The organism is Mesorhizobium sp. B2-5-4 (genome assembly GCF_006441095.1).
Classification (GTDB): domain Bacteria; phylum Pseudomonadota; class Alphaproteobacteria; order Rhizobiales; family Rhizobiaceae; genus Mesorhizobium; species Mesorhizobium salmacidum.
In genome coordinates this window covers 157,238-168,967 of sequence record NZ_VFUR01000013.1, presented here as the reverse complement: position 1 = coordinate 168,967, position 11,730 = coordinate 157,238, and the positions used below count along the sequence as shown (strand labels likewise).

Sequence of the window (11,730 nt, the reverse complement as noted above, 5' to 3'; positions counted from 1 at the left end):
GGCGGGGGCCGGGCGAGACGACGGCGTTTGTTTTTCGGGGGCTGGCCGTGGGGGATCTGGCGGTGGCTGGGTTGGTGTATCAAAGGGCGAAGGCGGCTGGGGTGGTTGGGGTGTAGGGAGCGCGGGAGAACGTTTCCGCGTGTGGCTAGATAGGGCCGATCGGCGTCTGACCGCTTTCGGCTCCCGCACAGCTGTAGCGGACGTGCAGCTCGACCGGCCTGTGGTCCCGACCCGACCCAACGCAGACCTTTGGAGTGTTCGCTTGCGAGCAGAGGGGCTGGGTTCTCAGACAGACGCAGAGACAGCACACGAACCTACTGTGTAGGATGAGTATGTGTGGTAAGGTGGCGAGAACCACACGTTTCTTATTGAAGTTTCTGGACAGCCAGTGCGACAGGTCCCTTTAGATTGAAGCCAACCTCGAAGGAAACTCTGTTGCCTTCGGAAAAATTGGTGCTGGATGCTGCATCCAAGTTACGCAGCGGCACAAAGATATCCATGCGTGGAGCGTCGGAACGCACAAAACCAAAAGAGCTCCGAAACATAGTGAGCGTCCCTTGTAGTCTTTTATTATTGCCATGCGCATCTTTTATCTCGGCATGCGTGAATGATTTCTGTGAGAAGGCCACCTGCATACCATCAAGACGTTCGAAGAACGGGACAGCCTCTTCAAATCTGTCCATCACGCAGAGTTGGCGCGCATACCAGAACTGTGCTCTGTAGTTCCTGTCGCCGATCGAGAATGAGCGCCTGAGATGGTAAAGGATCGTTTCGTCATTTTCGACATCGGCATTCGGTGTAGTCAGGAGCAGAACCCGCGCCAATTCATAATGTAACTCAGCGCTGGAGGGATTTGCCGCCAGCGCCTTTGAAAGGATCGTTGTTGCCTCCGCAAGGTCGGTTTTGGCTCTCAATATCTTGACAAGCCGGCGCGCGATCAACGCACTGCGCGGGTTTGCTTCAAAGGCCCGCTTGAATGCGGACTCCGCTCTCACCGAATTCGCGAGGACTTCGGCCAGCCGCCCTTCGGCGCCCAGCAAGGAGGGATCGTCCGGGAACTTCTGTAGAGCGCGCTTCATGGAGTCTTCGGCAGAGGTGATTGCATCTCCTAACTGCCGAGTATTCGCCTCCGTTTCGCGACTTTCGACCGCGACAAGAGCATCTTCGATCTCATTGATGTAGGCCTTTATGATCGTATGATACGGATAGGGGCTGGAGTCCCCGGTTGTCAGCTCTGCGGCACGCTCGATTGCCGAGCGCCGCCAAGTCGCCCTTTCAAGATCGTCGGTAGAAAGCTGGGAGCGTTTGAGATCGAGTTCGGCGAGGGAATGCTTGAGGCTTCGATTTCTGGGATCCTTTTCGCTGGCTTTTTCCAGGTACTCCGACGCTTTACGGAGTTCGGCCATGTTGCTCGCCGTCTTCATCTCGTAGATGCCGCGCTGATGAAGCACGACAACGATTTCTCCCATGTTTTCAACAGCGACCTCATAGAGTTGCCGGGCCTTGTTGCGATCTGCAATTATAGCGATGATGTTATCGGCCTTAATCACTTTGGACAAGACCTCAAGGTCATAGGAATAAGAGGGGTTGAGCTTCGCGATTATCCTGGCAAGATTATCAAATCGCTCTTCCTGATTTGCAAGTACGGCCTCGTACAAAGCTTCCGCAATCTGGGGATGCCGGGCCTCATAAACATAATCCCCTGATCGTCGATCAGGCCGCAACCGGACGATTTGCTCAAGGGGACGGAAGAACTTCTCCTCGAACTCCTCAAACGTTATTCCGTGTATTCGAGAGATGAGTCCTGCACGCACGGGAGGGCCGAACCGATGAAGTGAGCAGATATCGAGGTATATCGAGCGAGCTTCAGGTTGGATTATCGACTGGTACTCTCCCGTGATGATCTCAACCAGCGGCAACCCATGGGTTGTTTCGAGAAGGGCGACAAGTATTTGTCTCGCATATGCGACCTCGAACTGGGCCCTGCGTTTGTCTCGAGGAATGGCTTTCAGCGTCCCTAAACTGTCGTTCTGCTCGAGCTTTTCGATGAGCTTGTCGATCTCGTCCGTCGAGAGGGGGTGCATCTCATAAACGGCATTGACGAGCGGTTCGAGAGAGTCGCAGCTGGTGTTCCAAGTATTGAAGCTCTCCGACGCGATTACTGTAATGCTTGCTTTCTTGGCTCTCGCGAGGGCCATCAGTTCCACAATCCGTCGTTGGTGAATAGAAGCGCCATCGACAAACAAGAACAATGGTATATTGCTCAAAGCAAATATCTCTGCAAACGCTGTGACCTTGATGGTTCCATCTCGCGGGACAAAGAAACAAAGCTTTTCGTAGGATTGTCCAGCATCCCAACAGGCCCGGCGTAAACTGACAGTTTTGCCTGAGCCTGCATGCCCCTTCAGGACGATCAGTTTCTGCGCGGTCCCACTGACAGTGGCAATGACGTGCTCGCTGAGGATGGCGTCGCTTACCTTGCGTTCGATGTCGAGCTCGTGCTTGAAGGGAACCCAGTCCAGGTCGAACCCGCGGTAGAAACGGTTTGGTTCTTCGGCGTTGGTTGGCTCAAATCCATCGTAGAGATGAGAGATGCCAAACTTCAAATATTGAGTGAGCTCGTCGCTTTCGACCTGATTTGGAACAGTGATAAACTTGCTGAAACTCGTAGAGCCGCTAAGGGCCACACTCAACGTCGTCAGACTTCTGGAAGCGGCGCTGATAGCCACGTCGGCCTGTCGGAGGAATTGCTCGAAGCCGAGCTTGATGGTGTGAAAGCGGCGATCTCGCCAGTAGTCGCTGAAGGCCGGTAGGATGAGAGGATCCACGATGTAGTGGCGGGGCCGATTGTCTCCTTCGCGCACGATCTCATCGAGTAGGGTCCGCAGGTTTTGATCGCCGAACGCGTAGCCAACAAACACCAGGGTTTTGTTGCGAGACCATTCCAGAAACAGGTTGAACTGTCCCGCGCGGCCCTCCCGAAACGCGATCAGCTGTTCCGTCGAGGCGATCATCGGCGGGTTGACTTCCGTCGAGCGCGTTATGCAACCGTGCAACTTGACGTACAGAACTGACTTCTCATCCTGGTTCGCTGTGGCTCCGTCCGCATCTTTGACGTGCGGAATAAGCCGCTGCAGGGCACTGCCGCCTGCCTTGTCATAGGCTCTTTCGATGATGAGATCGTAGTTCGTTGTAAGCAATCCTGCCCAAGCAAACGAAGGTATTAACGCGTGATAGTCTGCCGGTTGGAACGGCTCAAGCCGTTCATGAACATACCGTTGAACGGTGCGAACATCGCGCTGCGAGCATGACAGGTCGTAAGCAAGTCGGAAGTCCAACCCTGCGTATTCAGGACTAAGGAACTTGCTGATCAGATTCGAAGCAAGATCCGTACCCATGGGAATGTTGTGGCCATTCCGATCATCTGCACCATAGGAGGCGCCAGCGCCAAGCAGCAGAACAACGCGACCCTCCCGTATTGCGGCAATTAACTCAGGCGGTAAGTCTGTAAACATGTTACTAGTTCTGGCCCCTATGTTCCGCCTTGCTACGTTTTATTTTCGGCAAAGAATCGAGCCTACTGGTAGCGCGGTTCGTATGCAACTTGCGATGGGAGCAACCCTAGAAGATAACGCGGACTGGTGCTAAACTTGTGTCGACCATAGATAGTCGCTGGCAGAGCTTTCCACGCCATCGAGATTGAGACGGTCTAGCAAAAGGCGTCCGTCAATAGGATCAATGACCGGCGCCACAAAGATCCCTTTGATCTCTCGGTTCCGACCCTGCATAAGGCTCAGGCTGTTTTCGTCGCGCATGGAGTGACCGATGACGATAGGCCGGGACAGCTTCAGCACTGCTTCGACCGCGTTCCAGAATGAGGTATCCGAACGCGCGCGCTGTGCGTCATCAGGGTTCAATACCAGCGTGTCGGGACTGTCGATCGATCCGTCGATCTTGAAAATCGTGACCTGTCCCTTCACATCCTCCGTCACGTCGCCCCCCGGCGTTCTGACGACATAGGGAATCTTGAGCATCTCGCAGGCGCGTTCGAATAGTCGGTCGTAGTTGGTCGTTAGAATGATCGGAAACCGCCGCACGGCCGCGACGTGGGCTGGCGTCGGTTCAACGGGCAGAGGGGGATTGAGTAACTCACCGACGATCTGAAGGATTCGGACTCGACCCAACGTCGCCTCCGCAACTTCGAACAATTGTGCCAAGCTGTGACGCAAGGTGAGGGATGGATCGAGGCCAAGCGCTCGGCCAAGGATTCCCGCTAGGGCATTGGCGCTGGGGAGGCCGGCGCTGAGGGATAGGCCCGCACCCGCAAACAAGACCTCTCGGGGAGCGGTCGTGTTTGCTAAGCGATGCGATGGGGCCAGCGGCCCGAATGCCGGGGTGTTCGAGAGGGGCGCGGCTGTCTGCTCCACGCGGGCCTGCACCGCAGTCCGCAGGTATGACCCGGTAAGCACGTCCAACAATGCCTGAAAGACTTTGTCACTGAGGTCCGAGGCAAGATTGAACTCGCCTCGAAACAGACCGTCCTTCCAGTCGCCGATTTCCTTACGGAATTTGTCCCTGAGCATGGCATCTGGGCTCGTTGAGTCCGCGCCGTAGTTGAGCTTCTTGAAGAAGGGCAGGATCGGAATCTTCTGACTGCGTGCGATCTCGATTTCGAGATGGGTCACAGACTTGCTTTGTCCCGCACCATATCCCTTGGTTGGAATCCAGCCGTATCGATCGCCTTGGATCAGGATGCAAATGAGGCAGGAGCGAATTTCCAGGTCCAGGACCTCCCAACTGGTCCCGCCGGTCGGGAGGATTCCTTCAGCGTTCACAGGCTCGAAATTGAGCCGCTTGATGGCCTCGACCACCGCTGCGCGCTCGTTGGCGAGGTCTTCCATCGTGCTGCTCACGAACACTCGGATCTTTGCCGGCATGCGGACCCTCCACCTGTTTCGATTCGGCAGCAGATTACGGCATTTCGAGTTCTGAACGTGCGTTCTCGACTAGGACCGAGCTTCCGATTGGCGCGCGACACCGAGTACCGTGTTGGAATTTGTAATGGCGGCTTTCAGGAAGCGGCCATAGCGCTCTCGATGGCCGACATGAGGCGCAAAGCTGTAACTTACACCGCTCGTCCGCCCCTCACCCCCCAGCCAGCCTCGGCAGCAAAAATATCTCCGCCCCCGGCGGCAGTTCCTTTGACCACGTATCCCGGTAAATCGTCCCGTCGATCGCCACGGCGATCCCGCGGTCGATCCATGGCTCCAGGCCGGGATACTGTTCAGCGAGTTTCCTGAACAGCTCCCTGATGTCCTTGGCCTCGACCTCGACCTTGCTCTTGCCTCCGGCGGTCGTGGCCAGCGCGCCCCAGAGCGTGACTTCGACCATCAGAACCTCATCTGGCCCTTAGCCTTCCCGTTCCGCCTCGATCGCCGCCAGGATGCGGGGCGGCGACATCGGGATGTGGGTCATTCGCACGCCCGCCGCGTTCGAGACCGCGTTGGCGATCGCCGCCAGCGGCGGCACGATCGAGGTTTCGCCGACGCCGCGCACGCCATAGGGGTGGTTGGGGTTGGGGATTTCCAGGATCTGCGTGTCGATCATCGGCAGGTCGGAGCACACCGGGATGCGGTAGTCGAGGAAGCCGGCGTTCTGCAGCCGGCCGTCCTTGCCGTAAATATACTCCTCGTTTAGCGCCCAGCCGATGCCTTGCGCTGCACCGCCCTGGTACTGGCCCTCGACATAGGTCGGGTGCACCGCCTTGCCGGCATCCTGCACCACCGTGTAGCGGATCACCCTGGTCGAACCCGTCTCGGGATCGACCTCGACGTCGCATATATGGGTGGCGAAGGAGACGCCGGCGCCGTCGGCGACGAGCTCGCTATGGCCGGCGATCGGCCCGCCGGTCTTGCCGGACTGCGCCGCGATCTCCTTCAGCGACAGCTTGCCGAGATTGCCGTGCTTCTCGCCCCTGGCGACCGCGTGGCCCTGTTCCCAGATCACGTCGTCGACCGAAATGTCCCACATTTGCGCGGCGCGCTCGCGCAGGATTTTTATCGCGTTGCGGGCGGCCGAGATCGTCGCCATCGAGGACGAGAAGGTGCCGCGGCTGCCGTCGGTCATGTCGTTGTAGCCGAGGCTCGACGTGTCGGCGACGACGGCCTTGACCTGCTCATAGGCGATGCCGAGCTCCTCCGCCGCCACCAGCGACAGCGAGGCGCGGGACCCGCCGACGTCGACCGTGCCGACGGCGAGCGAGACCGAGCCGTCCATGCCGATGTTCAGGTCGGTGCAGGTCTGGCCGCCGAAATTGAACCAGAAGCCACAGGCCATGCCGCGCCCCTGGTTTGCTTTAAGCGGCGCCTTCATGTGCGCATGGTTCTTCACCGCTTCCAGCGTCGGGCCGATGCCGATCGGGCCGTAGACCGGGCCGTAGGACGACCGCGTGCCTTCCTGGGCGGCGTTCCTGATGCGGAACTCGACCGGATCCATGCCGAGCTCCTTGGCGAGCTCGTCGACGGTGCTTTCCACCGCGAACGCCGCCATCGGCGCCGACGGCGCGCGGTAGGCGGCGGTCTTCGGCCGGTTGACCAGCACTTCGAAGCCCACCGTCTTGACGTTGTCTAGACGATAGCAGGCGAACGCCGTCATGGCGCCGATCTCGGCCCAGGTGCCGGCATAGGGGCCGCTGGTGTAGCGCAGCGTCGCTTCGGCCGCCGTGATGGTGCCGTCCTTGCGGGCGCCGATCTTGACGTCGATCGAGGTGGCGCTGGTTGGCCCTGAGGCGCGGAACACCTCGTCGCGGGTCATCACCAGCTTCACCGGGCGTCCGGCCTTGCGCGACAGTGCGAGCGCCACCGGCTCGGCCCAGACATGGGTCTTGCCGCCGAAACCGCCGCCGATCTCCGAGGAGGTGACGCGCAGCTTCGAGGCTTCCATGCCGAGCAGCTGCGCGCAGTGCTGGCGATAGACGAAATGACCCTGCGTGCAGACCCAGAGGTCGGCGGTGCCGTCGGAGCTGACATTGGCCACACAGGCATGCGGCTCGATGTAACCCTGGTGCGTCTGCTCGGTCTTGAACGAACGCTCGACGATGAAGTCGGCCTGGCCGAAACCCTGATGGACGTCGCCATGGCCGAACTGCGAGCGCTTGGTGACGTTGGACGGCTTGACCGGCTTTTCCTCCAGCCCCTCAGTGAAGACCGTGTCGTTGATCAGCGGCGCGTGGTGCGCCATCGCCTCGTCGACATCGGTGACGTGCGGCAGCACCTCGTAGTCGACCTCGATCAGCTTCAGCGCTTTCTTCGCCGTATGGGCATCGATCGCCGCGACCGCTGCCACCGCATGGCCGTCATAGAGCGCCTTGGTGCGCGCCATGCAATTGTCGAGGATGTCGTACATGGCGGCATCGCCATCGGTGAGATCGGGCAGGTCGGCGGCGGTGATCACCGCCTTGACGCCGGCAAGCGCTTCCGCTTTCGAGGTGTCGATCTTCCTGATCTTGGCATGCGCGTGCGGGCTGCGCAGCACGCGGCCGACCAGCTGGCCGGCCATGTTGAAGTCGGCACCGTAGCGGGCGCGGCCGGTCACCTTGTCGACACCGTCGGGACGGATCGGGCGGGTGCCGACGGATGCGAATTTACGCCCCGAAAAACGCGGATCGAAATTCATCTCAGGCTCCCTTCATAACGATGGCCGCGTCCTGGACGGCGCGCACGATCTTGTCGTAGCCGGTGCAGCGGCAGAGATTGCCGGCCAGCCCGAAGCGGATTTCCTCCTCGGTCGGGTCGGGGTTTTTGGCGAGCAGGTCCTTGGCCGCGATCAGGAAGCCGGGCGTGCAGATGCCGCATTGCAGGGCGGCGTGCTCCAAAAACTTCTGCTGCAGCGGGTGCAGCGTATCGCCATGCGCCATGCCCTCGACGGTCTCGATGCGGCGGCCTTCCGCTTCCGCGCCGAGCACCAGGCAGGAACACACCAGCCGGTCATCGACGATGACGCTGCAGGCGCCGCAGTCGCCGGTGCCGCAGCCTTCCTTGGCGCCGGTCAACCCGAGCCGGTCGCGCAGCACGTCGAGCAGCGTCTCGTCGGGCTGGCAGAGATATTCGACGCTGTCGCCGTTGATTGTGGTTGAAACAGCTACACCAGCCATCATTTGCCTCCTGCGCGTGCATAGGCGGTCTGTGCGGCTCTCCTCGCCAGCACGCCCGCAACCTTGCGTCTGAATTCGATTGTGCCTCGCTTGTCGTCGATGGGTCGGCAGGCCCCGGCGCAGACCTTGGCCAGCCGCTCCAGCGCTGCCTCATCGAGCTTGCGGCCGATCAGGGCCTGCGCCCCTTCTTCCACCAAAAGCACGGTCGGCGCGGCGGCGCCGATCGCCACGCGGGCCGCCGTCACGACGCCGGCTGCGTCCACCGTCAGGTTCACGCCGGCGCTGACCACGGCGATGTCCATCTCGGTGCGCGGAATGAACCTGAGATACGCATCGGCCGAGCGCGGCGCGCGCTTGTCGAGCAGGATCGCCTCGATGATCTCACCCTTGGCGAGCGATGTCCGGCCCGGCGCGGTCGGCACGGTCTCCACGGCAATGGTGCGCTTGCCCGACGGGCCGACGACCACGGCCTTGGCGCCAGCCGCCACCAGCGCCGGCACGCTGTCGGCCGCCGGCGAGGCATTGCACAGATTGCCAACAATGGTGCAGCGTCCCTGCACCTGCTTGGAGCCGATCAGCTTCGCCGCTTCGACGACGCCAGGCCACGCCTTCTTGAGCGCGGCGTTCTCGCCCAGCACGGCGCAAGGCACGGCAGCACCGATGCTGAAGCCGTCGGCGGTTTCCCTGATGTCGCGCAAGCCGGCGATCGACTTGATGTCGATGATCAGTTCGGGTTCGACAAAGCCGCCCTTCATCCTCACCAGCAGGTCACTGCCTCCGGCAAGAATGGCGGCCGGACCGGCCGACCCGGCCAGCTGGCCGACGGCATCTTCGATTGAAAGCGGACGTATGTAGCGCATCGTCTCCCCTTGGTATCGCGATTTCAGCGACCGTTATAAACAATCGTCTCATAATGACCATCCGTTTCCCGGGCCGAGGCGATTGGGCCAGGTGCGGCAAAATGCGGTCCACCTCACCTGAAGCCCGCCCAGGGAAGCGCAGGTGCGGGGCCGCATTAAGGCTTGACCGGATGATGCCGCGCGTCAATCCTCTGTCCCAGTGGAGGAGTTTCCATGCCACGTCTCTTGGCTGTACTTTGCGCCGTGATGCTGGCCGCGCCGGCGGGCGCCGCGACGCTCTACTACGGCTCACGGGTCGGGATGGAGCTCACCATCGTCAAAAAGTCAGGCATCGGCTCCACGCACGCCGGCATCCTGGCCAGACACGACAGGCGGAAGGCGCGCGTCTACTGCCGTGAATATGGCCACGATTTCACCGAGGAGTGCATCGACGCGGAAATGAAGGCGCCGCTGCACTTCGAAATCACCGCCAACTGCAAGACCGGCGAGTTCACCACCTTCTATGGCGCCAAGATGCTGTTCCAGGGCCGCAACAAGGGCACCGATGTGACGACCGATTACCGGATCACCGCCGTCGACGAGAACGTGGTGCTGGATGGCTCCGGCGCCTCGGGCTACGACTATACGCTGGATCAGTTCAAGGCGCTCTGCCCCAATCGCGTGCGGTAGCCGATCCACAAAGGAGTGCCATGTCTGGCCCGCCGAAGCCTGGGAGTTGGACCGTGGCAGGCACGGCCGTTTATCGCTAGCACAGGACTGCAGTGGAGGCGAAAAACCATGACCCTGACCAATCGCGACATTGTCGAACTGACCGAGTGGCGGCGCAAGCTGCACCGCCAGCCGGAAATCTCGAACGAGGAGGAGAAGACGGCGGGCGAGGTCGTCGCCTTTCTCGCCGATACCGGGCCGGACAAGGTGCTGACCGGCCTCGGCGGTCACGGCGTCGCCGCCATCTACGATAGCGGCAAAAACGGACCGACCGTCCTGTTTCGGTCCGAACTCGATGCGCTGCCGATCGAGGAACTGTCCGGCGTGCCGCATGCATCGCAAGTGCCTGGCAAGTCGCATATGTGCGGCCATGACGGACACACCGCGATCCTGGCCTCGCTTGGCCGCCAGTTCGGCCGCGAGCGGCCGGCCAGCGGCCGCGTCGTGCTGATGTTCCAGCCGGCGGAGGAAACCGGCAATGGCGCGGCCGGCGTCGTCGCCGATCCGCGCTTCGGCGAGATCGCGCCCGATTTCGCCTTCTCGCTGCACAATCTGCCCGGCGTGCCGTTCGGTGAGGTCAGGCTCAAGCCCGGCGTGGTCAACTGCGCCTCGCGCGGCATGCGCATCGTGCTGGAGGGCAAGACCGCGCATTCCTCCATGCCCGAGACCGGAACTTCGCCCATGCCGGCGATCTCGGAGCTGATGCCGGCCCTGCCCGCGCTCGGCCGCGCGACCTTCGCCGATGATGATTTCTCCATGATCACCGTCACGCATGCGCGAATGGGCGAGGCGGTGTTCGGCATCGCGCCTGCTTACGCCGAGGTCTGGGCGACGCTGCGCACCCGCCGCGACGAGCGCATGGCGGACCTCTGTGCGGCCACTGAGGCGCTGGTCAAGGAGATCGCCGGCCGCCACGGCCTCTCCGCCAGCTGGGACTATCACGAGATCTTCGTCGCCAGCGTCAACGCACCCGATGCGGTCGAGCATCTGCGGCGCGCCCTCGACGAAGAGAGCGTCGCGCATGGCGAGGAAGCCCTGCCGATGCGCGCCTCGGAGGATTTCGGCCTGTTCGGCCACAGCGCCTCGTCGGCGATGTTCTTCCTCGGTGCCGGCGAACGCCACCCCGCGCTGCACAATCCCGATTATGACTTTCCCGACGACCTGATCCCGATCGGCTCGAGGATCTTCATGCGCACGGCGCGCAACCTGCTCGGCTGATTTCAGCGCAACCCGGCCAGCACCGCGGCTCCGTCCCGGATCAACTGGACATCTGGACTCTTCGAAACTGGGACATTTCCAACGGGCCGAATTGTGTGGCATCTGTCAGGCCAACGCAAGGAGTTCAAAATGTACACGCCGCCCGCCTTCCGCGACGACGACAAGGACAGCCTCATGGCGACGATCCGCGCCGCGCGGCTGGCCAACCTCGTCACCGCCACGGCGGACGGGCCGCTCGCCACCCCCCTGCCCCTCTTTCTTGACGAAACCGAGGGCGAGCATGGCGTCATCCATGGCCATCTGGCCAGGGCCAACCCGCAGTGGCGTATTCCTTCGATCGGCGACGGGCTCGCCATCTTCATGGGGCCGGACGCCTATGTGACGCCGGCCTGGTACGCGACCAAGCAGGAAACCGGCAAGGTCGTGCCGACCTGGAACTACGCCGCCGTCCACGCCTATGGGCCGGTCGAGTTCTTCGACGATGCGGACAGGCTGCTGGAGGTCGTCACCCGGCTGACGAACCTGCATGAAGGGGCGCGCGCCGCGCCCTGGGCGGTGTCGGACGCGCCGCCCGACTTCATCCAGTCGCAGCTTCGCGGCATTGTCGGCCTGCGCATGCCGGTCGTGAGGCTCGAAGGCAAGCGCAAGATGAGCCAGAACCGCAACGCCGCCGACCGCGCCGGCGTGGCCACTGGGCTGGCGACGAGCGAGCGGCCGTCCGACCGCGAAGTCTCGTCCTTGATCCCGTCGTAAAGCACACGACGCCTCGCCTTTGATTCGGCGGCCCGCGCC

General features: G+C 61.7%; 9 protein-coding genes. 3 read left to right on the top strand and 6 right to left on the bottom strand.

Features of this window, described 5'->3' with window-relative positions:
- Positions 1-365: 365 nt before the first annotated feature.
- The 6 genes from FJ492_RS18185 to FJ492_RS18160 form a co-directional block, all read right to left on the bottom strand.
- Positions 366-3,515 (bottom strand): SIR2 family protein, encoded by a 3,150-nt coding sequence (locus FJ492_RS18185; protein ID WP_140771321.1) that lies wholly within the window; start codon positions 3,513-3,515, stop codon positions 366-368.
- A 129-nt stretch (positions 3,516-3,644) separates the two neighbouring features.
- Complete coding sequence (locus FJ492_RS18180) at positions 3,645-4,937, bottom strand: DUF4062 domain-containing protein (RefSeq protein ID WP_140771319.1); 1,293 nt, start codon at positions 4,935-4,937, stop codon at positions 3,645-3,647.
- 208 nt (positions 4,938-5,145) lie between these two features.
- On the bottom strand, positions 5,146-5,391 hold the full coding sequence (locus FJ492_RS18175; protein WP_140509248.1) for a MoaD/ThiS family protein: 246 nt from the start codon (positions 5,389-5,391) through the stop codon (positions 5,146-5,148).
- Positions 5,392-5,409: 18 nt separating this feature from the next.
- Entirely contained in the window at positions 5,410-7,674 is a 2,265-nt protein-coding gene (locus FJ492_RS18170) for a xanthine dehydrogenase family protein molybdopterin-binding subunit (RefSeq protein WP_140771318.1), read from the bottom strand.
- Position 7,675: 1 nt separating this feature from the next.
- On the bottom strand, positions 7,676-8,152 hold the full coding sequence (locus FJ492_RS18165) for a (2Fe-2S)-binding protein (RefSeq protein ID WP_140509251.1): 477 nt from the start codon (positions 8,150-8,152) through the stop codon (positions 7,676-7,678).
- Positions 8,152-9,012: a xanthine dehydrogenase family protein subunit M gene (locus tag FJ492_RS18160; RefSeq protein WP_140509253.1), complete on the bottom strand. Its 861-nt coding sequence runs from the start codon at positions 9,010-9,012 to the stop codon at positions 8,152-8,154. Before FJ492_RS18160 ends, FJ492_RS18165 begins: the two co-directional genes overlap by 1 nt.
- Positions 9,013-9,225: 213 nt before the next feature.
- Here FJ492_RS18160 and FJ492_RS18155 point away from each other — a divergent pair, with 213 nt between their 5' ends.
- From FJ492_RS18155 to FJ492_RS18145, 3 genes are all read left to right on the top strand, one after another.
- On the top strand, positions 9,226-9,681 hold the full coding sequence (locus FJ492_RS18155) for a hypothetical protein (RefSeq protein WP_140771316.1): 456 nt from the start codon (positions 9,226-9,228) through the stop codon (positions 9,679-9,681).
- A gap of 108 nt (positions 9,682-9,789) precedes the next feature.
- Positions 9,790-10,938: an amidohydrolase gene (locus FJ492_RS18150; RefSeq protein WP_140771314.1), complete on the top strand. Its 1,149-nt coding sequence runs from the start codon at positions 9,790-9,792 to the stop codon at positions 10,936-10,938.
- Between the two features lie 129 nt (positions 10,939-11,067).
- A complete protein-coding gene (locus FJ492_RS18145) occupies positions 11,068-11,691 on the top strand; it encodes an FMN-binding negative transcriptional regulator (protein ID WP_140717427.1) in 624 nt (207 codons plus the stop codon).
- The last annotated feature ends 39 nt before the right edge of the window (positions 11,692-11,730 follow it).

Bases quoted from the DNA above. Each gene is read 5' to 3' on its own strand.
- FJ492_RS18185 (WP_140771321.1), bottom strand. From the start codon at position 3,515: ATGTTTACAGACTTACCGCCTGAGTTAATTGCCGCAATACGGGAGGGT.
- FJ492_RS18180 (WP_140771319.1), bottom strand. From the start codon at position 4,937: ATGCCGGCAAAGATCCGAGTGTTCGTGAGCAGCACGATGGAAGACCTC.
- FJ492_RS18175 (WP_140509248.1), bottom strand. From the start codon at position 5,391: ATGGTCGAAGTCACGCTCTGGGGCGCGCTGGCCACGACCGCCGGAGGC.
- FJ492_RS18170 (WP_140771318.1), bottom strand. From the start codon at position 7,674: ATGAATTTCGATCCGCGTTTTTCGGGGCGTAAATTCGCATCCGTCGGC.
- FJ492_RS18165 (WP_140509251.1), bottom strand. From the start codon at position 8,152: ATGGCTGGTGTAGCTGTTTCAACCACAATCAACGGCGACAGCGTCGAA.
- FJ492_RS18160 (WP_140509253.1), bottom strand. From the start codon at position 9,012: ATGCGCTACATACGTCCGCTTTCAATCGAAGATGCCGTCGGCCAGCTG.
- FJ492_RS18155 (WP_140771316.1), top strand. From the start codon at position 9,226: ATGCCACGTCTCTTGGCTGTACTTTGCGCCGTGATGCTGGCCGCGCCG.
- FJ492_RS18150 (WP_140771314.1), top strand. From the start codon at position 9,790: ATGACCCTGACCAATCGCGACATTGTCGAACTGACCGAGTGGCGGCGC.
- FJ492_RS18145 (WP_140717427.1), top strand. From the start codon at position 11,068: ATGTACACGCCGCCCGCCTTCCGCGACGACGACAAGGACAGCCTCATG.